Origin of the sequence: Pseudomonas sp. MCal1 (genome assembly GCF_026341415.1) — a bacterium.
In the GTDB taxonomy this organism is placed as follows: Bacteria; Pseudomonadota; Gammaproteobacteria; order Pseudomonadales; family Pseudomonadaceae; genus Aquipseudomonas.
In genome coordinates this window covers 33,595-55,842 of the sequence record NZ_JAKUMP010000014.1, presented here as the reverse complement: position 1 = coordinate 55,842, position 22,248 = coordinate 33,595, and the positions used below count along the sequence as shown (strand labels likewise).

20 protein-coding genes are annotated in these 22,248 nt (G+C 60.7%); 7 read left to right on the top strand and 13 right to left on the bottom strand.

Annotation, left to right across the window (positions count from 1 at the left end):
* Entirely contained in the window at positions 1-939 is a 939-nt protein-coding gene (locus MKZ87_RS22290) for an MlaD family protein (protein WP_085696568.1), read from the top strand.
* Positions 936-1,562, top strand: a complete 627-nt coding sequence (locus MKZ87_RS22285; RefSeq protein WP_085702228.1) for an ABC-type transport auxiliary lipoprotein family protein — start codon at positions 936-938, stop codon at positions 1,560-1,562. The genes MKZ87_RS22290 and MKZ87_RS22285 overlap by 4 nt, the downstream gene beginning before the upstream one ends.
* Before the next feature lie 23 nt (positions 1,563-1,585).
* Here MKZ87_RS22285 and MKZ87_RS22280 read toward each other — a convergent pair whose 3' ends face one another.
* The 5 genes from MKZ87_RS22280 to MKZ87_RS22260 all read right to left on the bottom strand — a co-directional run bounded on the left by MKZ87_RS22280 (position 1,586) and on the right by MKZ87_RS22260 (position 5,928).
* The gene (locus MKZ87_RS22280) at positions 1,586-2,815 is read right to left on the bottom strand and encodes a nucleoside recognition domain-containing protein (RefSeq protein WP_085696566.1); all 1,230 of its coding nucleotides are present in this window, start codon (positions 2,813-2,815) and stop codon (positions 1,586-1,588) included.
* 101 nt (positions 2,816-2,916) lie between these two features.
* The gene (gltP, locus tag MKZ87_RS22275) at positions 2,917-4,248 is read right to left on the bottom strand and encodes a glutamate/aspartate:proton symporter GltP (protein ID WP_085612511.1); all 1,332 of its coding nucleotides are present in this window, start codon (positions 4,246-4,248) and stop codon (positions 2,917-2,919) included.
* Between the two features lie 696 nt (positions 4,249-4,944).
* Positions 4,945-5,409, bottom strand: a complete 465-nt coding sequence (locus MKZ87_RS22270) for an inhibitor of vertebrate lysozyme family protein (protein ID WP_085696565.1) — start codon at positions 5,407-5,409, stop codon at positions 4,945-4,947.
* Positions 5,410-5,411: 2 nt separating this feature from the next.
* Positions 5,412-5,576, bottom strand: coding sequence for a DUF1328 domain-containing protein (locus tag MKZ87_RS22265; protein WP_003177151.1), 165 nt, complete (start codon positions 5,574-5,576; stop codon positions 5,412-5,414).
* A gap of 67 nt (positions 5,577-5,643) precedes the next feature.
* Positions 5,644-5,928: a hypothetical protein gene (locus tag MKZ87_RS22260; protein ID WP_085696564.1), complete on the bottom strand. Its 285-nt coding sequence runs from the start codon at positions 5,926-5,928 to the stop codon at positions 5,644-5,646.
* Positions 5,929-6,355: 427 nt separating this feature from the next.
* On the opposite strand from MKZ87_RS22260, the gene algB reads away from it, so the two are divergent.
* Complete coding sequence (algB, locus tag MKZ87_RS22255; protein WP_025112294.1) at positions 6,356-7,702, top strand: sigma-54-dependent response regulator transcription factor AlgB; 1,347 nt, start codon at positions 6,356-6,358, stop codon at positions 7,700-7,702.
* 10 nt (positions 7,703-7,712) lie between these two features.
* The gene (locus tag MKZ87_RS22250; protein ID WP_085702227.1) at positions 7,713-9,503 is read left to right on the top strand and encodes a KinB sensor domain-containing domain; all 1,791 of its coding nucleotides are present in this window, start codon (positions 7,713-7,715) and stop codon (positions 9,501-9,503) included.
* Here the strand turns inward: MKZ87_RS22250 and MKZ87_RS22245 are convergent.
* From MKZ87_RS22245 to MKZ87_RS22215, 7 genes are all read right to left on the bottom strand, one after another.
* The gene (locus tag MKZ87_RS22245) at positions 9,500-11,113 is read right to left on the bottom strand and encodes an EAL domain-containing protein (RefSeq protein WP_170929692.1); all 1,614 of its coding nucleotides are present in this window, start codon (positions 11,111-11,113) and stop codon (positions 9,500-9,502) included. The two genes, MKZ87_RS22250 and MKZ87_RS22245, sit on opposite strands and share 4 nt — an antisense overlap.
* A gap of 75 nt (positions 11,114-11,188) precedes the next feature.
* On the bottom strand, positions 11,189-11,968 hold the full coding sequence (locus MKZ87_RS22240) for an N-acetylmuramoyl-L-alanine amidase (protein WP_085696561.1): 780 nt from the start codon (positions 11,966-11,968) through the stop codon (positions 11,189-11,191).
* 101 nt (positions 11,969-12,069) lie between these two features.
* On the bottom strand, positions 12,070-14,175 hold the full coding sequence (locus tag MKZ87_RS22235) for a diguanylate cyclase (protein WP_085696560.1): 2,106 nt from the start codon (positions 14,173-14,175) through the stop codon (positions 12,070-12,072).
* Positions 14,172-15,050, bottom strand: coding sequence for an endonuclease/exonuclease/phosphatase family protein (locus MKZ87_RS22230; RefSeq protein WP_085696559.1), 879 nt, complete (start codon positions 15,048-15,050; stop codon positions 14,172-14,174). The genes MKZ87_RS22235 and MKZ87_RS22230 overlap by 4 nt, the downstream gene beginning before the upstream one ends.
* A gap of 14 nt (positions 15,051-15,064) precedes the next feature.
* Complete coding sequence (locus MKZ87_RS22225; protein ID WP_085696558.1) at positions 15,065-15,706, bottom strand: thiol:disulfide interchange protein DsbA/DsbL; 642 nt, start codon at positions 15,704-15,706, stop codon at positions 15,065-15,067.
* 200 nt (positions 15,707-15,906) lie between these two features.
* Positions 15,907-16,518 carry a c-type cytochrome gene (locus tag MKZ87_RS22220; RefSeq protein ID WP_039764863.1) on the bottom strand — a complete coding sequence of 204 codons (612 nt, stop codon included), beginning with the start codon at positions 16,516-16,518 and terminating at the stop codon, positions 15,907-15,909.
* Between the two features lie 32 nt (positions 16,519-16,550).
* Complete coding sequence (locus tag MKZ87_RS22215; protein WP_085696557.1) at positions 16,551-16,856, bottom strand: c-type cytochrome; 306 nt, start codon at positions 16,854-16,856, stop codon at positions 16,551-16,553.
* 191 nt (positions 16,857-17,047) lie between these two features.
* On the opposite strand from MKZ87_RS22215, the gene yihA reads away from it, so the two are divergent.
* Positions 17,048-17,698 carry a ribosome biogenesis GTP-binding protein YihA/YsxC gene (gene yihA / locus MKZ87_RS22210; RefSeq protein ID WP_085696556.1) on the top strand — a complete coding sequence of 217 codons (651 nt, stop codon included), beginning with the start codon at positions 17,048-17,050 and terminating at the stop codon, positions 17,696-17,698.
* 331 nt (positions 17,699-18,029) lie between these two features.
* On the opposite strand, the gene polA is transcribed toward yihA, so the two are convergent.
* Positions 18,030-20,837, bottom strand: coding sequence for a DNA polymerase I (gene polA, locus MKZ87_RS22205; RefSeq protein WP_266201993.1), 2,808 nt, complete (start codon positions 20,835-20,837; stop codon positions 18,030-18,032).
* A 74-nt stretch (positions 20,838-20,911) separates the two neighbouring features.
* Here polA and MKZ87_RS22200 point away from each other — a divergent pair, with 74 nt between their 5' ends.
* Positions 20,912-21,208, top strand: coding sequence for a DUF2782 domain-containing protein (locus MKZ87_RS22200; protein ID WP_085696553.1), 297 nt, complete (start codon positions 20,912-20,914; stop codon positions 21,206-21,208).
* A 61-nt stretch (positions 21,209-21,269) separates the two neighbouring features.
* Positions 21,270-22,223, top strand: coding sequence for a homoserine kinase (locus MKZ87_RS22195; protein WP_266201992.1), 954 nt, complete (start codon positions 21,270-21,272; stop codon positions 22,221-22,223).
* Positions 22,224-22,248 lie beyond the last annotated feature (25 nt).

The window sequence follows — 22,248 nt, the reverse complement described above, 5'->3', positions numbered from 1 at the left end:
ATGGAAACCCGAGCCCATCATGTGTTGATCGGCCTGTTCACGGTGATTGTGGTGGCGGGCGCCCTGCTCTTCGGTCTGTGGCTGGCCAAGTCCAGCGTCGACACCGAGTTCAAGGATTACGAAATCGTCTTCAACGAAGCGGTCAGCGGCCTGTCCCGGGGCAGTCCGGTGCAGTACAGCGGGATCAAGGTCGGCGATGTGGTCAGCCTGCGCCTCGACCCGAAGGACCCGCGCCGGGTGCTGGCACGGATTCGTCTGGCGGGTGACACGCCGGTCAAGGAAGACACTCAGGCCAAACTGGCTCTGGCCGGGATCACCGGCACCTCGATCATCCAGCTCAGCGGAGGCACGCCAGAGAGCCCGAAACTCAAGGGCCACGACGGCAACCTGCCGACCATCGTCGCATCGCCCTCGCCCATTTCGCGGCTGCTCAATGACAGCAATGACCTGATGAGCGGGGTCAGCACGCTGCTGAGCAACGCCAATCAGATGTTCTCCGCCGACAACATCGAGCGCGTGAGCAAAACCCTCGAGCATCTGGAGCAGACCACCGGTTCGATCAACGATCAGCGCGGCGATCTGCGCCAGGCCATGCAACAACTGGCGACGGTCGGCAAACAGGCCGGCAACATGCTTGAACAGACGTCTGCGCTGATGCGTAACGCCAACGGTTTGCTCAACGATCAGGGCAAGCAGGCGCTGGGCAGTGCCGAACAGGCGATGAAATCCCTGGAGCAAAGCAGCGCCACCATCAACGGCTTGCTCAGCAAGAATCAGAATTCCCTCGACAGCGGCATGCAGGGCCTTAACGGTCTGGCCCCGGCGATCCGCGAACTGCGTGAAACCCTGAACTCGCTGCGCGCCATTTCCCAACGCCTGGAGGCCAACCCCAGCGGTTACCTGCTGGGCAGTGACAAGAACAAGGAGTTCACGCCATGAAGCTGACTCGCCTCGCCCTCCTCGCCGGCTTCACGCTGATCAGTGCGTGCTCGATCCTGCCCAAGTCCGAACCGCTGGACGTCTACCGTTTGCCAGCCGCACAGGCGCCCGCCTCGGCCGGTTCGGCGGCGGCTCGGCACTGGTCGCTGCGTCTGAACAAACTGCAGGCCAGCGAAGCGCTGAATCGGCCGAGCATCGCGGTGATTCCCCAAGGGGATGTGATCAGCAGCTACAAGGCCTCGCGCTGGAGCGATCCGGCACCGGTGCTGGTGCGTAATCGATTGCTTGATGGCTTTGCGCGTGATGGCCGGGTGACGTTGCTCAGTACCGATGACAGCAATTTTGCTGCGGACCTGGAGCTGGGCGGCAGCCTGCAAGCGTTTCAGACCGAGTACCAGGGCAATCAGGCCAGCGTCGTGGTGCGGGTCGATGCGTTGCTGGTGCGCGGTTATGACCAGAAGATTCTCGCCAGCCAGCGCTTTGAAGAGCGCCAGCCGCTGAGTGATGTGCAGGTGCCGGCGGTGGTGGCCGGGTTTGGACAGGCCAGTGATCGCCTCACCGCGAAGGTTGTGGCATGGACCGTTCAGCAAGGCCAGCAGTTTGCGCAACAACCCAGACCTTGAGGCTCCATATTCGAGATTTGTGTTTAACCGAAGAACCAGTAGCAGACGCCGATAGCGCCGAGCACGCCCGCCAGCTCGGCCAGCAGCGCGCATCCCACGGCATGCCGTGCCCGCTGGATGCCCACCGCGCCGAAGTACACCGCCAGCACGTAGAACGTGGTCTCGGTGCTGCCCTGGATTGTCGCCGCCACCAGCGCCGGGAAACTGTCCACGCCCGAGGTCTTCATGGTTTCGATCAGCATCGCCCGGGCGGCGCTGCCGGAGAACGGTTTGACCATGGCAGTCGGCAGCGCATCGACGAAACGCGTGTCCCACCCTGCCCACTCCACCAGATGGCGAATGCCGTCGAGACCGAAATCCAGCGCACCTGAGGCACGCAATACGCCGATCGCGCACAGCATCGCCACCAGATACGGCAGCAGGCTCTTGGCAACGTCGAAACCTTCCTTCGCCCCTTCGACAAAGGCCTCGTAGACCTTCACCTTGCGCAATGCGCCGATCACCAGGAACAGCATGATCAGGCCGAACAGCGTCAGGTTGCCGAGAATCGATGACAGCCCCGCCAGCGCGGTGGCCGACATTGTCGCGAGCAGCGCCATGAAGCCGCCGAGAATCAGCGCACCGGGAATCAGGTAAGCCAGCACCACCGGGTCCCACACACGCAGGCGCTGCATGAACGCCACCGACAGGAAGCCGACAATGGTCGAGCAACTGGTGGCCAGCAGGATCGGCAGGAACACCAGCGTCGGGTCCGGCGCGCCTTGCTGGGCGCGGTACATGAAAATCGTCACCGGCAGCAGGGTCAGGGACGAGGCGTTGAGCACCAGGAACAGGATCTGCGCGTTGCTGGCGATGGTCGAGCTGGGGTTGAGCTCCTGCAGCGCCTTCATGGCCTTGAGGCCGATCGGCGTGGCGGCGTTGTCCAGGCCAAGGCCGTTGGCGGCAAAGTTCAGGGTGATCAGGCCCAGCGCCGGGTGACCTGCCGGCACCTCCGGCATCAGCCGCAGGAACAGTGGCCCGAGCACCTTGGCCAGCCATTCGACGATGCCGGCCTTCTCGGCGATGCGCAGAAAACCCAGCCACAGGGTCAGCGTGCCGAACAGCAGCACCATGACTTCGACCGACAGCTTGGCCATGGCAAAAATGCTTTCCACCATCGCCGCGAAGATTCCGGCGTTACCGCCGATCAGCCATTGTCCCAGTGCCGAAACGGCTGCCACGATGAAGAAGCCAAGCCACAGGCCATTAAGCATCAGTCAAATCCCCCGGAAGATGCGGCGAATGATAGCGGGGTCGCCAGAAACGACAAACCCCGGATTTCTCCGGGGTTTGTCGGGGTGCCTTGCGGCGGGGATCAGTTTTTCGAAACGTCACCGGCCGGCAGTTTTTCTTTGCTGCGCCAGTGCGGCAGCGAGTTCCAGTAGCGCTGGCCTTTCGCGTCGTCGTACATGCCTTCCCAACGTGCGATGACCAGTACGGCGAGGGCGTTGCCGATGACGTTCAGGGCGGTACGCGCCATGTCCATCACACGGTCGACACCGGCGATGAAAGCCAGGCCTTCCAGCGGGATGCCGACGCTGCCCAGGGTGGCCAGCAGCACCACGAAGGACACGCCCGGTACACCGGCGATGCCTTTGGAGGTGACCATCAGGGTCAGGACCAGCAGCAGTTGCTGGCTGATCGACAGGTCGATGCCGTACAGCTGGGCAATGAAGATCGCCGCGATGGACTGGTACAGGGTCGAACCGTCGAGGTTGAACGAGTAGCCGGTCGGTACCACGAAGCTGCAGATGGCTTTCGGTGCGCCGTAGGCTTCCATCTTCTCGATCACGCGTGGCAGCACGGTTTCCGAGGAGGCGGTGGAGTAAGCCAGCACCAGTTCATCCTTGAAGATGCGCATCAGCTTGATCACCGAGAAACCGAACATCTTGGCGATCAGGCCCAGAACCACGAAGGCGAAGAAGGCGATGGCGACGTAAACCAGGATCACCAGTTTGGCCAGCGGCAGCAGCGAGGCGAAACCGAAGTTGGCCACGGTCACCGCGATCAGGGCGAACACACCGATTGGCGCGTAATTCATGATCATGTGGGTGACTTTGAACATGCTTTCCGAGACGCCCTGGAACATCTTCACCAGCGGCTCGCGCAGGTCCGACTGCAGGCTCGACAGACCGAGGCCGAACAGCACGGAGAAGAAGATGATCGGCAGCATCTCGCCGCGGGCCATGGCCGCGAAGATGTTCGACGGGATCAGGTTGAGGATGGTCTCGATGAACGCGTGTTCATGCTGCACTTCAGCGGCGGTCGCCTGGTACTTGGAGATGTCCACGGTGCCCAGGGTGCTCATGTCGATGCCCGCACCCGGATGGAACAGGTTGGCCAGCAGCAGGCCGACGACGATGGCGATGGTGGTGACGATTTCGAAGTAGATGATGGTCTTCAGGCCGATGCGCCCGAGCTTCTTGGCGTCGCCCACGCCGGCGATGCCGACGATCAGGGAAGAGATGACGATCGGGATCACGATCATCTTGATCAGACGGATAAAGATATCGCCTGCCGGTTGCAGGACGTTGCTGATCCACCAGGCCTTCTCGGCACTGAAATGGTTGAGCAACGCACCGATTGCAATCCCCAATACCAGACCGATGAGGATCTGCCAGGCGAGGCTAAGCTTTGCCTTCTTCATTATCTTTACCCTTACTTGCGTTTGACTCAGGCACATGCAGGAACTGGAACGCTCATCAGCGGAAAAGTCTGTGCATCTGCCTCCGTATAAGGTGCCCCGAAGCGCGTGTTTACGGCTCTCCGGCAGGCGAAAAAAGGCGCAACTATTCCGATGCAAGGTTGCGCCGTCTAATGCCGTAAACGCCTACCCTATGCCGAATCGGCATGAGCTTTTTCAAATGAAACTGGCGTCCCAACCGGTTCGAATACGACATTTCGGCAGGCATAAGTGCCGTGAACCGGCCATTACAGCGTAGGTTGGTTGTTTTTTGAACGAGTGATTTCGACAAAAAATTCAGGAAAAAGCCTACGTTCGGACTCTAAATGTCCGACTTACTTGATCGACTCTTTCTCGATATACGGTCGCAACGAAACACCGCGAAATGCTTTCGCATGCAGTGTGGGCGATAAAAAGACGAGCAGAACGCTCTGGATCAACGTTTTGTCACGTTGCAAGCCCAGCGCAAGTCCGTCGAACCGCTCCGGTTGGCGGACTTGCGTCGCAGCTTTTACCCTGACCCGGCCCTCATCGCAGGCACTCCCTGTACCCGTAGGTCACTCCGACCCTGCAACAGTCAGAACGTCCCGGCCCCCTGGTCATGCACCGGCCTTCCTCGGGCGGGTGCAATAGAGGACAGCCTCTCGGCTGCCCTCATGTTCAATACCAGTTCGGATCTTTCTTCAGTGTTTCCATCAACAGATCCTGCATGCCCTGGTCGGGCTTGCCGAGGAAGCGGTAGGTGGCATGTCGCGTTGGCGACTTGTCGGCCGGCAATCCTTCGGGCACATCGACCAGCATGGCGTAGGCGTCTTTCTTGTCGAAGCTGAAGGCGACGATCAGGCGGTGGTTAAGGCATTTGTCCTGCGATTCGCAGAGCGGCCCCACCAGATATTGATCGCCATCTTCGGTGACGGCATTCATCTGTTGGTCCGGCGCGCCGGACAGGTTCATCACCCATTCCGGCAGGCGTTCTTCCTTCTTCACCACGCCTTCCCAGGTTTCCCTGTATTGCGGGTCGGAACTCAACAGCTCGTTGACCCGCGTCTGGCCGTCATTGGCCGCCATCGCCATGGCACTACCGCCCAGGAGCAGGGCGGCTGCCAGCGTCTTTAAACCCTTCATGTTCAGCCTCGACCGCGACGGCCAAAGAAGAAAGAAGCGATGAACATCACCAGGAAAACGACAAATAGAATCTTGGCGATACCCGTGGCGGTGCCCGCGATACCACCGAAGCCCAGTACTGCAGCGATGATGGCAATGATCAGGAAAGTAATTGCCCAGCTCAACATGGTGATTCTCCTTGCTTCTATTTAAGGGTGTTGCCGGTCTTGGCGCGGGGGCGCCCAGATTCGTTGATTAGAAAACCCAGCGTTCTTCACGGGGCATGTCGCCCAGCGGCTGTGGTTGGTCGACGTCCATCATGCGCATTGCGCCGTTGTCTGCCTGGCTGCTGCTGACGGCGCTGAAGTGGGTCTGTGTCGCGTGTTGCATGTAAATCAGGGGCTCAGGATGCTGACTCTGCTCCCAGCGCAGGTATTGCTGGCAAGCGATCAGCGTAATCAGCAGCGCAAGTGCGCCAAACAAGGCCTGCTGCAAGTGCAGTGGCGAAATACGCATTTGGGCGGCACGTGGGCGAGTCATCCTGGGTTCCTCACTCTTGTTCGGTTGGGGCAGTGCATTTCTGCCCGGGCTGAGAGAGGTATTGCAGCCTGCATGCCAGCTTTTTTGTTTTAAAAAAATCAATAAAATCAGTTGGTTACAGATGTAGTGAAAATTCCTGACGACGCATCCTGCACGATGACCCCCGCAGGCTCGTGCGTAATGCACGATTATTTCGTAGGAAAAATCATTCTTTTTGAATTGAGTGCAGGGTGCAGATGTCAGAAAAGTAGGCAGGAAACCGACTTGAAACGGTGCGATGTTTAAAAAATCAACAAAATCAGAGGATTAGCCGTTATGGCAGGAGAGAGCTACCCTGCAATGGCTGGAATCGATCAGAATCAACCATGCAACTTGCCCGATTTTTCCGGGACTAACCCAAGACATTTACTTATGGAGCGTAGGAAAAATGGAATCAGCCACTGAGCACCAAGGCCGCATTCTGCTGGTGGACGATGAATCCGCCATCCTGCGAACCTTCCGTTATTGCCTCGAAGACGAAGGTTATACAGTCGCCACCGCCAACAGCGCGGCCCAGGCTGACGCGCTGTTGCAACGTCAGGTGTTCGATCTTTGCTTCCTTGATTTGCGCCTCGGCGAAGACAACGGTTTAGATGTGCTGGCGCAAATGCGCATCCAGGCGCCGTGGATGCGGGTAGTGATCGTCACCGCCCATTCGGCCGTCGACACTGCGGTGGATGCGATCCAGGCTGGCGCCGCCGATTATCTGGTCAAGCCGTGCAGTCCGGATCAACTGCGCCTGGCGACTGCCAAGCAGCTTGAGGTACGTCAGCTTTCGGCGCGCCTGGAAGCCCTGGAAGGCGAGATCCGCAAACCCAAGGACGGTCTCGATTCCCACAGCCCGGCGATGAAAGTCGTACTCGAAACGGCGCGGCAAGTGGCGAGTACTGACGCCAACATCCTGATTCTCGGCGAGTCCGGCACCGGTAAAGGTGAATTGGCCCGAGCCATTCACGGCTGGAGCAAGCGCGAGAAGAAATCCTGCGTCACCATCAATTGCCCGTCGCTGACCGCCGAACTGATGGAAAGCGAGCTGTTCGGTCACAGTCGCGGCGCGTTTACCGGGGCCAGTGAAAGTACCTTGGGACGGGTCAATCAGGCTGATGGCGGCACGCTGTTTCTCGACGAGATCGGCGATTTTCCGTTGACGTTGCAACCCAAGTTGCTGCGTTTCATTCAGGACAAGGAATACGAGCGGGTGGGGGATCCGGTCACCCGCCGGGCCGATGTGCGCATTCTCGCCGCCACCAACCTCAATCTTGAAGACATGGTGCGCGACGGCCGTTTCCGTGAAGACCTGCTCTATCGCCTGAACGTCATTACCCTGCATTTGCCGCCGTTGCGCGAACGCGCCGAAGACATCCTGACCCTGGCCGACCGGTTCCTTGCACGCTTTGTGAAGGAATATGCGCGTCCTGCGCGGGGCTTCAGTGACGAGGCCCGCGAAGCGCTGCTCGGCTACCGCTGGCCGGGCAACATTCGCGAGCTGCGTAACGTGGTCGAGCGAGCGAGCATCATCTGCCCGCAGGAGCGCGTGGAAATCAGCCACCTCGGCATGGCCGAACAACCGGCGAACAATGCGCCACGGGTTGGCGCTGCGTTGAGCCTCGATGAGTTGGAGAAAGCCCACATCGGCGCGGTATTGGCGACTGCCGGGACCCTCGATCAGGCCGCCAAGACCTTGGGGATTGACGCTTCGACACTGTATCGCAAGCGCAAGCAGTACAACCTGTGAGCATCCGCCGATGAAACTGGCGATGAAGTTGCGGACCCGCTTGTTCCTGAGCATATCCGCACTGATCACCGTGGCCTTGCTCGGGCTGTTGCTCGGGCTGGTCAGCGTGATGCAGATGGCCGGGACCCAGGAGGCGTTGATCCGCAACAACTTCGTCACCCTCGATCTCGGACTCAAACTGCGCCAGACCCTCGGCGATCAGCTGATCATGATGCTTGCCGAGAAGCCCGACCCCGTGGCGTTCGAGGCGTCCAAACGGCGTTATTTCGAATTGCTCGACGAGGGCATCGCCCAGGAACAGAAAGACGACGACCGTCCATACGGTTTCAGCCAGGCAAAAGCCGATTACCTGAACTTCCTCCAGGCGTTCGACATTTCACGCGACCCGGCAGCTGCCCTGAGTGGCGGTGGCGATTTGCGTGAGCGCTTCAATACGCTACGCAACGGATTGATCACCGAGCACAAACACGCACTGGACAACATCAATTCGGTCCAGCACGCCGCCCGCGACCGCGCGTTGCTGATTTCCGGCCTGCTTGGGCTGGTTGGGCTGGCAGTGCTGATCATCGGCTTCATCACCGCCCAAGGCATTGCCCGGCGTTTTGGTGCGCCGATCGAGGCGCTGGCCAAAGCGGCGGACAATATCGGCCAAGGCAATTTCGAAGTGATGCTGCCGGTATCTTCGGCGATGGAGATCAACCTGTTGACCCGCCGCTTCGGGCTGATGGCCGAAGCTTTGCGCGAACACCAGGCGACCAATGTCGACGAATTGCTTGCCGGCCAGCAGCGACTGCAGGCGGTACTCGACAGCATCGATGACGGCTTGCTGATGATCGATCGTCAGGGACGTCTGGAACACTTGAACCCTGTGGCCCAGCGACAACTGGGCTGGGACAGCGACCGTTTCGGCGAGGGCCTGGGTACGGCGCTTCAGCGTCCGGAACTGGATGCACAACTGCAACTGGTGTTGCGCGGTGGCACGCTGGAGCGAGCGCCGGATGATTTGAGCATCGAAGTCGATGGCGAATCGCGTCTGCTGACCTACAGTCTTACGCCGGTCAGCCATACCCAGGGGCACATCCTCGGCGCCGTGATGGTGTTGCATGACGTCACCGAGCAGCGCGCCTTCGAGCGGGTGCGCAGCGAGTTCGTGCTGCGTGCGTCCCACGAATTGCGCACACCGGTCACGGGCATGCACATGGCGTTCGGCCTGTTCCGCGAGCGGGCGAAGTTTCCACCGGAGTCTCGCGAGTCCGACCTGCTCGACACGGTCAACGAAGAAATGCAGCGCCTGATGCAGTTGATCAACGATCTGCTGAATTTCTCGCGGTATCAGAGTGGGTTGCAGAAGCTCACGCTGGCGCCGTGTTCCATCGAAGACTTGCTGGAACAGGCGCGTTTGCGTTTCGCCGATCCAGCGGCCGAGAAGGGCGTTGCCCTGCAGGTCGAAGCGCAAGGTCCGCTGCCACGCCTGCAAGCGGATCAGGCGCAGCTCGATCGAGTCCTCGACAACCTGATCGACAACGCGTTGCGCCACACCGCGCGTGACGGGCTGATCCGCTTGCAGGCCCGGCGCCATGGCGAGCGGGTAATCATCAGCGTCGAAGACAACGGCGAAGGGATTGCTTACGGTCAGCAAGGGCGGATTTTCGAACCCTTCGTCCAGGTCGGCAGGAAGAAGGGCGGTGCCGGGCTGGGACTGGCGCTGTGCAAGGAAATCGTCCAGCTGCACGGTGGACGGATGGGCGTTTACTCGCGGCCGGGGCAGGGCACGCAGTTCTACATGGCGCTGGCCGTCTAGGCTTCGTCGTCGAGTCGGCGTCCGGCGAGTCGTCGGCCACGGGTGATCAATTCGATGAACTGCACCGCGCTCAAGGCGTGGGCGAACAGCCAGCCCTGGCCGAATTTCACCCCTTCACTGCTCAGCAGCTCGGCCTGGGATTCATATTCGATGCCTTCGGCGATCACCTTCAGGTCCAGTGCCTGGGCCATGTGGATAATGTGCGGCGCAACACCACTGCTGGCAGCATCATGCCCGAGGGCGTCGATGAACGCCTTGTCGATCTTCAGGCAGTCCACGGGCAAGGTTTGCAGATAGGCGAGGCTGCAATAGCCGGTGCCGAAATCGTCGATCAGCACCTGATGGCCGACATCACGCAGCGCTTGCAGGTTTTCCCTGGCCACCACCACATCGATCAGACCGCGTTCGGTCACCTCGAACGCAATCTGCCGCGCCGCGACCCGGTGCAGGGTCAGCAGCCGCGCCATGACCTGGCCGATGCGCGGCACCATCACGTCGCAGGCGGCCAGGTTCACCGAGATATACAGCTGCGGGTTGGCCCGCAGCAACTGGCCCAACTGTTCGAGCAAGCGCTGCAGGACGAAGTCGGTCATCTGGCGAATCTGCCCGGTGTTTTCGGCCATCGGGATGAACAGGTCGGGACTGGTCAGCGTGCCGTCCGGTCGGCGCCAGCGCAGCAGCGCTTCGGCGCCGACGCAGTTGCGGCTGTCGAGATCGAAAATCGGCTGATAAAGCACCTGCAATTCACCCCGACGAATCGCGCCGTGCAACTCGGCGTCCAGCGACTGGCGCTGGCGTACGATCCAGAACACCAGAACGCCCACCACCGCACCGAGCACCAGACAGAACGGCACCATCCACCACCAGAGCTGCGGAATGTGCATGCCCGTGCGTGGGCTGATCAGCACCAGTTGATATTCCGGGTTGTCGGTGGGCATGCGGTAGATCAGGCGCGACTGGGTGACTTGCAGCGCATCCCGGGTTTTCGGCGGCCAGGGTTGCGCGGGTGGCCAGGTCTGTGGAACGCCGAGTACCGGAATCGCCCGGGTGCCGTGATCCAGCACCACCAACAGACTGCTGCCGGGCGACAGGTCGACCATGTCGGTCAGGTGCCCGCGTGAGGTGGCAACGCGAAAATTGCCGCGCCCGAGCATCAGCGCCGCGCGGTTTTCATCGGGTTCGGTGGTGGTGTTCAGCCAGTAACTGTAGGTCGGACCTTTGATGTCCGGAGGACGGATCACCGACAGGCCATCCTGGCGCGGACGGTTGGAACAGATCCGCGTGGCGTCCATGTAGGCGGCTTCGTAGACGAAGCGATAGTTGAACGTCACTTGCTGCAACGTGGCGATCATCTCGTCGTCGCAGCTGCGCAAGGGTTGGGCTTCGAGGTCGTCGAGGCTTTCGCGCAACTGGCCGAACAGTTGCTCCAGACGCGCCAGGAACCGCTCGCCCTGGGCATTCATTTCCTGGCTTTCGCTTTGCTCGACCTGGCGCACGGCCACGAACAGCCCGCCGGTGATCAGCAGGCTCGCACTGAGGACAGCCGCGATCATCGCCAGAAACCAGGGGCGATAAAACCAGCTACGCAGCGTCTCTCGGGTAGCAACCATCATGGATATCCGAAGAATTACCAATGAGTTATAGCTGCTGATTGCGTTTTCGCCCTGACCGTCGGGCGGGCGTCATTATTTTGTCTGATTCAACACCAGCAGCAACGCTGCCGTTTGTGCATCCGGCGTGCCGTCAAAGCGCGTCGGGCGGTAGTGCATCTGGAAGGCCGCGAGCACATGACGGGTCGCTACATCAAGCTCGCCGGTCTGCGGCGTCGAGTAGCCCAGGCGCGCCAGTTGGCTCTGGAACCAGGTGATGCTCGGCAGTTCGGCATCGAACTGCGCCTGTTGGCGTGCCACCGCTTGTTCGTTGGGCCAGAGCCCCAGCCCTTCGGCGGCCAGGCGCTTCCATGGGAACAGTGGCCCCGGGTCGAGCTTGCGCAGCGGGGCGATGTCGCTGTGGCCAATGATGTGGCGCGGGCTGATGCCCTGGCGTTTGCTGATGTCCTTGAGCAGAACGATCAGCGATTGCACCTGGGCTTCGCTGTAGGGATACCAGAGGCGACCGGTCGGTGTGTCCTTGAAGCCCGGATTGACGATTTCGATGCCGATCGAGCTGGAGTTGAGCCAGGTGCGGCCTTGCCATTCGCTTTCGCCGGCATGCCAGGCACGGAGGTTCTCGTCCATCAGCTTGTAGATGGTGGCGTTCTTGTCGTCGCCGATCAGGTAATGGCTGCTGACTTCGCCGTGGGTCAGCAATTGCAGTGAGTGTTCGAGCGAGGCGGACGTGTAGTGCACGATCACAAACTGCACGCGACTGTCGTGATTGAGCGAAGGATGGCTGGTGTCAAAACGCGGGCCGCTGGCACAACCGGCCAGGAGGATCAGCGACACGAGGAGGGTAAAAAATTTCATGGCAGAGGGCAGTACACGCAAGACGATAATGCAACAGTGTAACGTATCGCCTTGCGCTTCGACGCTTGAAGGGCTGATTTAAACAATATGGAACAATTGCCTCAGCCCAGCTCCACCCGGTTACGCCCTGCGTTTTTCGCCCGGTAAAGCGCCTGATCGGCTCTTTTGAGCACCAGATCGCTGTGTTCTCCTGGCCGGAACGACGCCAGTCCCATGGAAACCGTGATCGTGACGCGCTCACCCTTGAAGTGAAACGGGCAGGCTTCGATGGCCGCTCGCAGGGTTTCCAGGAATTTGGCGCCGACGGCCGGCGTAGTGGCTGGCAGCAGCAGGACAAATTCTTCGCCGCCGAAACGAGCGATGAAGTCGCTGCCACGCAGGCGCTTGCGCAGCACCGTCGCGATGATCTTCAACACCTTGTCGCCGGCCAGATGGCCATAGTTATCGTTGATCCGTTTGAAATGATCGAGGTCGAGCATGGCCAGGCTAAGGGTGTTGCCGTGTTGCCGCCATTGAGCGATTTCATGTTCGAGCCGTTCGGTCCAGGCGGCGCGGTTGGGCAGGCCGGTGAGTGGATCGATCAGGGCTTTCTGGCGCTGCTCTTCAAGGTGTTCGCGATAGCCCAGCGCTTCCTGCTCCATGTGCGCCACGCGCTCGGCCAGGCTTTTCAGGCGTCCGGCGACTTCCTGTTCCCGGGCGTCTCGCTGCTTCTGGTGCTGATCCATGGTGCCGAGCAGGCCTTCGAGGTGGTTTTCCAGCACTTGCTTCAGATCATCCAGATCAGCCGCTTCCTGCACGCTGTTCTGCAAGCCGTCGACCTGTTCGCGGATCTGCGTGTCCATCGCCCGCGACGCGGAGCTGTTGTCGGCGTGGCCTTCGCTGGCGGCCTGCAAGTTGCTCTGAAATGCTTCGAGGCGTTCATTGAGTTGCTGCAGGTAGGCTTCGAATTCGTGCTGGCCGCTGTCGGTAATGGCCAGCATCAAGGTCGCCAGATCGTCGAGGATCGGCAGCAGTTCGTACCAGTTCAGACCGTTTTTCAGGCGGTCGCGCATGGCTTCGGCTTGCGGGCGGTGGCGCTCCGGCAGGGTCAGGTCATCCAGTAATCCGATCAGCGTGTCTTCGATATGTTTGGCGACCGAGCTGTAGGACGGTTCCGGCGAGTCGGGCAGGGCATAGAGAATGTCGTGCTCGGATTGCTCCGGATCGATGGCTGCCAGTGCCTGAGCGATGGGTTCGGGCAGGGGGAGGCTGTCGAGGATCACGGGTGGCGGGGTATCGCCGGGGTGGATCAGTTCGTCCGGATTAATGGCTTTCGGCGCTGCGGGCGCGAAAACCGGAGGAGGCGTGAAGGCCTGCGGCTCCGGCTCAGGCTTAGTGGGTTCTGGTTCGGTGGGTTCTGGTTCGCCGGGGGCCGTGGGGGCTTCGGTGAGGATTCTGGAAGGCTCAAAGGCAACCACCTCCGGCTCAGAATGGTACTCAGGCAGCGGCGCGGGAGTTTTCGCTGGTTCTGCCACGGTTTCGGCGACCGGTGCTTGGCTGGCGGGCGCAGGGGCGAGCGTTTCGCTGGTCGTGACAGGTGCTTCCTGCAAGGGCGCAATTTCATGCGTGACGGGCGTTTGGTCTGGCTGTGCTGGAGGCGCGACCACGCCAGGCTGAGTCACTGCGGCATGCGTTTCCTCGCTGTCGCGGCTGCCGAACAGGCGCTGCAACAGCCCCGGGCGCCCGGGTTCCGCTGGCGTCTCCAGCCGGCTCAAGGCCTTGCCCTGCAAGCCGCTGAGCTCGCTGAGCAACAGCGGCATTTCCCTTGCCTGACTGACCCGGCCGTCCAGTTGCTTGGCGAATTTCTTCAGCGGCTGGGCCACATCGCGGGGCAGCGGGAGGGATTGCAACTGAGTAACCAGCGCAGTCAGTGCGGTGCTGACCTGTTCGATCCGGGTTTCCCGGCGCTGCTCGGAATCGAGCACGGCTTTTTCCAGGCGTGGCAACAGGGCGGCGAGGCCGGCGTCCATGTCATCGGTGCGCACCACGTCGCGCATTTCTTTCATGCACTGATCGACTACGCGGTCGGTGCCTTCCGCCGCCAGGGTGCTGCGCACCAGACCACGGCGCAGCAAGTCGAGCCGGGCGTCCCATCGACGTTCGAGCTTTTCCTGTTGTTCGATGCTTTTGAGGTATTTCTCTTTCCAGCGCTGGGCTTCGTCGCTCATTCAGGGGTTCCGCGAAGGGCAGTGCTCAACGCGGGCAATGCATCGGCCGTGAGCGAACCCGGCAGACGAATCTCTACCGCGACCGGCAGGTGATCGGAAATCGGTTGTGCCAGCACTTCGACCTTTTCCAGGGCCAGGGTCGGGCTGAGCAGAATATGGTCCAGGCAACGCTGTGGGCGCCAGCTGGGGAATGTCGCTTCGAGTTGCGGGGCCAACAGGCCGAGGTCGCGCAACGGCGAGTGTTGCAGCAGATCGCTGGCGTGGGTATTCATGTCGCCCATCAGCACCTGATGCTTGTAGCCGCCGATCAGCTCGCGGATGTAGGCCAGTTGCATGCTGCGCACGCGCGCGCCCAGTGCCAGATGCATCATCACCACTACCAGCGCTTCCGGGCCCTCGCCAAAACGCACCAGAATTGCACCGCGCCCTTTCGGACCCGGCAGCGGATGGTCCTCGATTGCCCACGGTCGCAGGCGACTGAGCACGCCATTGCTGTGCTGGGCCAGTCGGCCAAGGTTGCGATTGAGTTGTTGATACCAGTAAGGGAAGGCGCCCAGTTGGGCCAGGTGTTCGACCTGATTGACGTAGCCTGAACGAAGGCTGCCGCCATCGGCTTCCTGCAGGGCGACGAGATCGAAGTCGCCGAGCAGATTGCCGATCTTTTGCAGATTGCTGGAGCGCCCGGGGTGCGGCAGCAGATGCTGCCAGCTGCGGGTCAGGTAGTGCCGATAGCGCTCGGTGCTGATGCCGACCTGAATATTGAAGCTGAGCAAGCGCAGACGGCTGTCTGCGGGCAGGCCCGTCGATTCCAGGTGATGCTCGTTGACCTGCGGATCATGCAGGCCAACGACGCGTCCGGTTCCCCAGCGGCGCATGGCGATTGCCGCGCTTAGTTGGCGGCTGCCTTGCTGGCCGCTCGCTCTTTGGCCACCAGTTGGTCAGCCAGTTTCAGCGCTTGTTCGGCGCCGCCGGCAGAGCCGATGTCGAAGCGGTATTTACCGTTGACGATCATGGTTGGAACGCCGGAGATTTCATACTTCTTGGCCAGCTCGCGGGCTTTTACGATCTGCCCTTTGATGGCGAACGAATCGAAGGTCGCCAGGAACTTGTCCTTGTCCACGCCTTGAGTGGCGAGGAAGTCGGCCATGTCGTTCTTGTCGGTCAGTTTCTTGTGTTCTTTCTGGATCGCGTTGAATACGGCAGCGTGCACGTTGTGCTCGACGCCCATGGCTTCCAGGGTCAGGAACATTTGACCGTGAGCGTCCCAAGGACCGCCGAACATCGCAGGAATGCGCACGAAGTTGACGTCGGACGGCAGTTTCTCAACCCATGGATTGATCACCGGCTCGAACGCGTAGCAGTGCGGGCAGCCATACCAGAACAGCTCGACCACTTCGATCTTGCCAGGCACGGCGACCGGCACCGGGTTGCTCAGCTCGACGTAAGGGGCAGCAGGGGCTTCGGCGGCCTGGGCGGTCACGCCGAACAGGCTGGCAGCGACGAGGGCGGCGCTGATGATCAGGTTACGCATGCTTTACTCCTGGACAATTTTGGTCGCCTCGCGCGACCTGTTTTCAGACAGGTCCTGGCGGGCATGAGTTCTGTAGTGTAACGGCAGCGGCCACAAAAAAGGGCGGCCAAAGCCACCCTTTTTATACTTGCTGCGACGGATTAATCGAGCGTTAACGTGACAGGCGTTGGCCATTGCACGCAACGCTCGAATCGCGCGTGTTAATGCAGGCCCTGAATGTAGCTGGAGACTGCCGCGATGTCTTCATCGCTCAGCTTGCGGGCGATGGTGCGCATGGTCATCGCGTCGCCGTCGTTGTTGCGGCCGGCTTCTTCTTTGCGGAAATCGGTCAGCTGCTTGGCGATGTACTGAGCGTGTTGGCCACCCAGGTGCGGGAAGCCGGCGGCTGCGTTGCCGGCGCCGTTCGGCGAGTGGCAACCGGTGCAGGCTGGCAGGCCTTTCTCGAGGTTGCCGCCACGGAACAGGGCTTCGCCGCGAGCGACGATCTTCGGATCGGCGGCACCGACGCTGCCTTTCTGGCTGGCGAAGTAGGCAGCGATATCGGCCAGGTCCTGATCGCTCAGGTTGGTCAGCAGGCCGGTCATTTCCAGAACGGTGCGCTTGCCCGACTTGATGTCGTGCAATTGCTTGGTCAGGTAACGTTCACCCTGTCCGGCCAGCTTTGGAAAGTTTGGCGCCATGCTGTTGCCATCCGGGCCATGGCAGGCCCCGCAAACGGCAGCCTTCGCCTGGCCTGCGGCGGCATCGCCTGCAGCATGGGCGAAACCTGAGATTCCCACGGTCAACAGCAGACTCACGATCAGTTTGTTCATCAGCTAATCCAACTACGGCTAAGGGTTAAGAGTTATGGACCGGGCTTACTCTCGCTCATCCATAGGATGATGGCCTGGTAATCCTCGGCACTGCAGTCCATGCACAAACCACGCGGCGGCATCGCCTTGAAACCCTGGGTCACGTGTTGCACCAGCGTCTCCATACCTTTCGCCAACCTCGGCGTCCAAGCTTCCTGATCGCCTCTTTTGGGCGCCATGGGTAGTTGGCCGGAATGACAGGCTCCACATACACGGTTGTACACGGCTTCCGGATCCTGTGTAGCCTGTGCGCTGTACAGCGGCATCAAGACTCCGGCAGCCAGCAGCCATTTCGTCATAAAACGACCTTTTCAGGGTTGAGAGCGTTCTGCGTTCTAATGCGCAATCAAAGTCTGTCGCTCTCGTGAACTTCATCCTTCGCTGGGACAAAGCACACACAAAATCTGCGGCATTATATACTGGCGCCACTGAAACGGAAGCGACACCGCGTTCCGCGCCTAATCCCGGCGCCGCCCACATCGGAAATCCCATGCAACTCAAGAATCCCATCCTCGGCCTGTGCCAACAGTCCACGTTCATGCTCAGTGCCGCCAAAGTCGATCAGTGCCCCGACGACGAAGGCTTTGAAGTGGCGTTCGCCGGTCGCTCCAACGCCGGTAAATCCAGCGCGCTGAACACTCTGACTCACGCCAGCCTGGCGCGCACCTCGAAAACCCCGGGTCGCACACAGCTGTTGAACTTCTTCAAGCTAGACGATGAACGGCGTCTGGTCGACCTCCCGGGCTACGGTTATGCAAAAGTACCGATCCCGCTCAAGCAACACTGGCAGCGTCACCTGGAGGCTTATCTCGGTGGCCGCGAGAGTTTGAAGGGTTTGATTCTGATGATGGACATCCGTCATCCAATGACCGATTTCGACCTGCTGATGCTCGACTGGGCTGTTGCCGCCGGCATGCCGATGCACATCCTCCTGACCAAGGCCGACAAGCTGACCTATGGCGCAGCCAAGAACACCCTGCTCAAGGTGCAGTCGGAAATCCGCAAGGGTTGGGGCGATCAAGTGACGATCCAGCTTTTCTCGGCCCCGAAACGCATGGGCCTGGAAGAGGCCTACACTGTGTTGGCAGGCTGGATGGAACTGGCGGATAAAGGTGCCGAAGCGGCGACCGAGGCAGAATAAGGGGATTTCAAAACTGTCTGTGGTGCCGCCAGGCAAGGCACAGGCAGTTTTGAGGCAAAAAAAGCCCCGGACTTCATATGGGGAGGGAGAAGTTCCGGGGTTTAAGCTCCGAACCGCTAGGGCGGGGTTCAGATATCTGCCAACACTTAACACAACATAGGAGCATCGAAGGGCTTCACCAGCCATTCAGTATCTCTGAGTGCCTTGTCGCAAGATTAGTTCAGAATTTTTTCAAAGAACTTTGGAATAAGCTCAAGAACGATCAGGCCTAAGCGGTTTTCGATGCCTTTGCCGCGACGCTCTGTCGCGGCAAAACCCCGTCTCAGAAACCTCAGTGCGCCTCGTCCCAGTTGTTGCCAACCCCGACTTCCACCAGTAACGGCACGTCCAGTTTTGCCGCTTCGCTCATGTGCACGCGTATTTCTTCGCGAACCTGATCGACCAGATCCTCGCGTACCTCCAGCACCAGTTCATCGTGCACCTGCAGGATGACTTTGGCGTCCAGCCCGGAAGCGCTCAGCCAGTTATCCACCGCCACCATGGCTTTCTTGATAATGTCCGCTGCGGTGCCCTGCATCGGCGCGTTGATAGCGGTGCGCTCGGCGGCGGCACGTTCCTGCGGCTTGTTGGAGTTGATGTCCGGCAGATACAGACGACGACCGAAAATCGTTTCCACGAAACCCTGATCTGCTGCCTGCGCGCGGGTGCGGTCCATGTACTCGCGAACGCCCGGGTAGCGCGCGAAATAGGTGTCGATGTAGGCCTTGGCGGTCTTGGTGTCGACGCCGATGTCCTTGCCCAGCTTCTGCGCGCCCATGCCGTAAATCAGGCCGAAGTTGATCGCCTTGGCGCCACGGCGCTGGTCGGAGGTCACTTCGTTCAGCTCGACCTTGAATACTTCCGCTGCCGTTGCTGTGTGCACGTCCAGATTGTTGCGGAAGGCGTTCATCAAGCCCTCGTCGCGGGACAGGTGCGCCATGATCCGCAGTTCAATCTGCGAGTAGTCCGCCGCCAGCAGTTTGTAGCCTTTCGGCGCGACGAACGCCTGGCGGATGCGCCGGCCTTCGGCGGTGCGCACCGGGATGTTCTGCAGGTTCGGATCGCTCGACGACAGGCGACCGGTCGACGCAACGGCCTGATGATATGAGGTGTGGATACGTCCGGTGCGCGGGTTGATCTGCTCCGGCAGGCGATCGGTGTAGGTACTCTTCAACTTGCTCATGGAACGGTGTTCCATCAGCACTTTCGGCAAGCGGTGATCGTCTTCGGCCAGTTTCGCCAGCACTTCTTCGGCGGTGGATGGCTGGCCCTTGGCGGTCTTCTTCAGCACCGGCAGGCCGAGTTTTTCGTAGAGGATCACGCCCAGTTGCTTCGGCGAGCCGAGGTTGAATTCTTCACCGGCGATTTCGAAGGCTTCGCGCTCCAGCGCGACCATCTTGTTGCCCAGCTCAATGCTCTGGATGCCGAGCAGTTCAGCGTCGACGAACGCGCCCTGGCGTTCGATGCGAGCGAGCACCGGCACCAGCGGGATCTCGATATCCGTCAGTACGCTGGCCAGGCTCGGGATGGCGCTCAGCTTCTCGAACAGCGTCTGGTGCAGGCGCAGGGTCACGTCGGCATCTTCGGCGGCATACGGCCCGGCCTGTTCCAGGGCGATCTGGTCGAAGGTCAGCTGCTTGGCGCCTTTGCCGGCGATGTCCTGGAAACTCACGGTGGTGTGATCGAGGTACTTCTGCGCCAGGCTGTCCATGTCGTGACGAGTGGCGGTGGAGTTGAGCACGTAGGACTCAAGCATCGTGTCGAAGGCAACCCCGCGTACGGTGATGCCTTCGTTCTGGTCGCCACCGATGGCGCAGTTGGCCAGGATGTTCATGTCGAACTTGGCGTGCTGGCCGACCTTGAGCTTGTTCGGGTCTTCCAGGATCGGCTTGAGCGCGCGCAGCACGGTGTCGCGATCCAGTTGCTCCGGTACGCCGATGTAGGAGTGGGTCAGCGGGATGTAGGCTGCTTCGTTGGCCTGCACCGCGAAGGACAGACCGACCAGTTGTGCCTGTTGGGCGTCGATCCCGGTGGTTTCGGTGTCGAAGGCGAACAGCTTGGCGTTCTTCAGCTTTTCCAGCCAGACGTCGAAGCGCGCCTGATCGAGGATCGTTTCATACGCGGCTTCAGTCGGAGCGGCGGGCGCTTCTTCTACGACAGGCGCGCTGAACAGATCGCCGGCCGGCGCAGGCTCGGTGGCAACGCTCAGTTCCAGACGCTTGGCGTCCCGCTGCAGATCGTTGATCCAGCTCTTGAACTCCAGCAGGGTGTAAAGCTCAAGCAGTTTGGCCGGATCTTCCGGGCCCATTTGCAGGTCGTCGAGGCCGATATCCAGCGGCACGTCAACCTTGATGGTCGCCAGTTGATAAGAGAGGAACGCCATCTCCTTGTGCTCTTCGAGCTTGGCCGGCAGGGTCTTGGCGCCGCGAATCGGCAGGGTCGGCACGATGTCGAGCTGCGCATACAGCTCGGTCAGGCCGCCGTTGACGCCCACCAGCAGGCCGGAAGCAGTCTTCGGACCGATACCCGGAACGCCGGGGATATTGTCGGAAGAGTCGCCCATCAGGGCCAGATAATCGATGATCTGCTCGGGAGCGACGCCGAATTTCTCCTTCACGCCCTCCACGTCCATCGAACTACCGGACATGGTGTTGACCAAGGTAATGTGGCCGTCGACCAGTTGCGCCATGTCCTTGTCGCCGGTGGAGATGATCACCGGGCGATCGGCAGCCGCGCTGCTGCGAGCCAGGGTGCCGATCACGTCATCGGCCTCGACGCCTTCGACGCACAGCAGCGGGAAACCGAGGGCGATCACGCTCTGGTGCAGCGGCTCGATCTGCACGCGCATGTCGTCCGGCATGCTTGGGCGGTTGGCCTTGTATTCGGCGTACATCTCATCGCGAAATGTCTCACCCTTGGCGTCGAACACCACGGCGAACGGGCTGTCCGGATACTGCTTGCGCAGGCTCTTGAGCATGTTCAACACGCCTTTGACCGCACCGGTCGGCATGCCTTTGGAGGTGGTCAGCGGTGGCAGCGCGTGAAAGGCGCGGTACAGGTAAGACGAACCGTCCACCAGGACGAGGGGGGCTTGGCTCATGAGCAGAATCAACCTTTTCGGCGGGCCCGGCGCTAGAATAGCGGGACCATTGACGACAAAGGGACAAGGTTATCATGCGTACGTTAAATCGCTTGCTGCTGGTCAGTCTGATTGCTGTCTCACCGCTGGCCGCGATGGCGGCGGATGATGCGCCATCCTCGGAGCCGGAAGTTACCATTAGCACGCACACGGAAGGCGATAAGGTCATTCAGGAATACAGCCGGAGTGGATTCGTGTATGCGATCAAGGTCACACCGAAGGGCGGCAAACCCTATTTCCTGGTGCGCGCCGATGGTACGGACGCGAACTACATCCGGTCCGACCAGCCGGATATGCTGATTCCGTCGTGGGAAATCTTTACCTGGAAGTAAGTTTCCTGACTTTTAATCGGCGCCGTCTGATGGCGGCGCCAGAACTGAGCAGTTTTTAACCATGTCTGTGTTCACCCCCCTGGCTCGGCCCGAGCTGGAAACCTTTCTCGCCCCTTACGGGCTCGGCCGTCTGCTCGATTTCCAGGGGATCGCCGCCGGCAGCGAAAACACCAACTTCTTCATCAGCATGGAAAAGGGCGAGTTCGTCCTGACCCTGGTCGAGCGCGGGCCGGTCCAGGAAATGCCGTTCTTCATCGACCTGCTCGACGTGTTGCACGAAGCCGATCTGCCGGTGCCTTATGCACTGCGCACCACTGACGGCGTGGCCTTGCGCGAGCTGAAAGGCAAACCGGCACTGCTGCAGCCGCGTCTGGCGGGCAAGCACATCAAGCAGGCCAACGCCCAGCATTGCGCGCAGGTCGGTGACCTACAGGCGCATCTGCACCTGGCGACCCAGGGCGACAACATGATCAAGCGCAAGACCGATCGTGGCCTGGACTGGATGCTGGAGGAGGGTACTCAGTTCCTTTCGCACCTGAGCGATGAACCGCGCGCACTGCTGCAAACCGCGCTCGATGAAATCTCTCAACAGAAAGAGAAAATTCTCGCGCTGCCACGAGCGAACATCCACGCCGATCTGTTCCGCGACAACGCGATGTTCGAAGGCACTCACCTGACCGGGCTGATCGACTTCTACAACGCCTGCTCCGGTCCGATGCTCTATGACGTGGCGATTGCTCTGAACGACTGGTGCTCTGACGATGACGGTCTGATCGACGGCCCGCGTGCGCGTGCGTTCCTGGGTGCCTACGCGGCACTGCGACCGTTCACGGCTGCCGAAGCCGAGCTGTGGCCGACCATGTTGCGAGTGGCGTGCGTGCGGTTCTGGCTTTCGCGGTTGATCGCGGCGGAATCGTTCGCCGGGCAGGACGTGCTGATCCATGATCCGAAAGAGTTCGAGCAGCGGCTGGCGCAGCGTCAGGCGGTCAATACGCCGCTACCTTTCGCCCTGTAAAAGAAAAACCGCAGCCTGTTTGCAG

What these genes read in the sequence shown, in the direction of transcription:
- MKZ87_RS22230 (WP_085696559.1), bottom strand. Translation starts at nt 15,050, where the DNA reads ATGCGCCGCTGGGGAACCGGACGCGTCGTTGGCCTGCATGATCCGCAG.
- MKZ87_RS22235 (WP_085696560.1), bottom strand. Translation starts at nt 14,175, where the DNA reads ATGAGCGACGAAGCCCAGCGCTGGAAAGAGAAATACCTCAAAAGCATC.
- MKZ87_RS22245 (WP_170929692.1), bottom strand. Translation starts at nt 11,113, where the DNA reads ATGGTTGCTACCCGAGAGACGCTGCGTAGCTGGTTTTATCGCCCCTGG.
- MKZ87_RS22220 (WP_039764863.1), bottom strand. Translation starts at nt 16,518, where the DNA reads ATGAACAAACTGATCGTGAGTCTGCTGTTGACCGTGGGAATCTCAGGT.
- MKZ87_RS22200 (WP_085696553.1), top strand. Translation starts at nt 20,912, where the DNA reads ATGCGTACGTTAAATCGCTTGCTGCTGGTCAGTCTGATTGCTGTCTCA.
- MKZ87_RS22270 (WP_085696565.1), bottom strand. Translation starts at nt 5,409, where the DNA reads ATGAAGGGTTTAAAGACGCTGGCAGCCGCCCTGCTCCTGGGCGGTAGT.
- MKZ87_RS22225 (WP_085696558.1), bottom strand. Translation starts at nt 15,706, where the DNA reads ATGCGTAACCTGATCATCAGCGCCGCCCTCGTCGCTGCCAGCCTGTTC.
- gltP (WP_085612511.1), bottom strand. Translation starts at nt 4,248, where the DNA reads ATGAAGAAGGCAAAGCTTAGCCTCGCCTGGCAGATCCTCATCGGTCTG.
- MKZ87_RS22250 (WP_085702227.1), top strand. Translation starts at nt 7,713, where the DNA reads ATGAAACTGGCGATGAAGTTGCGGACCCGCTTGTTCCTGAGCATATCC.
- MKZ87_RS22260 (WP_085696564.1), bottom strand. Translation starts at nt 5,928, where the DNA reads ATGACTCGCCCACGTGCCGCCCAAATGCGTATTTCGCCACTGCACTTG.
- MKZ87_RS22280 (WP_085696566.1), bottom strand. Translation starts at nt 2,815, where the DNA reads ATGCTTAATGGCCTGTGGCTTGGCTTCTTCATCGTGGCAGCCGTTTCG.
- MKZ87_RS22285 (WP_085702228.1), top strand. Translation starts at nt 936, where the DNA reads ATGAAGCTGACTCGCCTCGCCCTCCTCGCCGGCTTCACGCTGATCAGT.
- yihA (WP_085696556.1), top strand. Translation starts at nt 17,048, where the DNA reads ATGCAACTCAAGAATCCCATCCTCGGCCTGTGCCAACAGTCCACGTTC.
- MKZ87_RS22195 (WP_266201992.1), top strand. Translation starts at nt 21,270, where the DNA reads ATGTCTGTGTTCACCCCCCTGGCTCGGCCCGAGCTGGAAACCTTTCTC.
- polA (WP_266201993.1), bottom strand. Translation starts at nt 20,837, where the DNA reads ATGAGCCAAGCCCCCCTCGTCCTGGTGGACGGTTCGTCTTACCTGTAC.
- MKZ87_RS22215 (WP_085696557.1), bottom strand. Translation starts at nt 16,856, where the DNA reads ATGACGAAATGGCTGCTGGCTGCCGGAGTCTTGATGCCGCTGTACAGC.
- MKZ87_RS22290 (WP_085696568.1), top strand. Translation starts at nt 1, where the DNA reads ATGGAAACCCGAGCCCATCATGTGTTGATCGGCCTGTTCACGGTGATT.
- MKZ87_RS22240 (WP_085696561.1), bottom strand. Translation starts at nt 11,968, where the DNA reads ATGAAATTTTTTACCCTCCTCGTGTCGCTGATCCTCCTGGCCGGTTGT.
- algB (WP_025112294.1), top strand. Translation starts at nt 6,356, where the DNA reads ATGGAATCAGCCACTGAGCACCAAGGCCGCATTCTGCTGGTGGACGAT.
- MKZ87_RS22265 (WP_003177151.1), bottom strand. Translation starts at nt 5,576, where the DNA reads ATGTTGAGCTGGGCAATTACTTTCCTGATCATTGCCATCATCGCTGCA.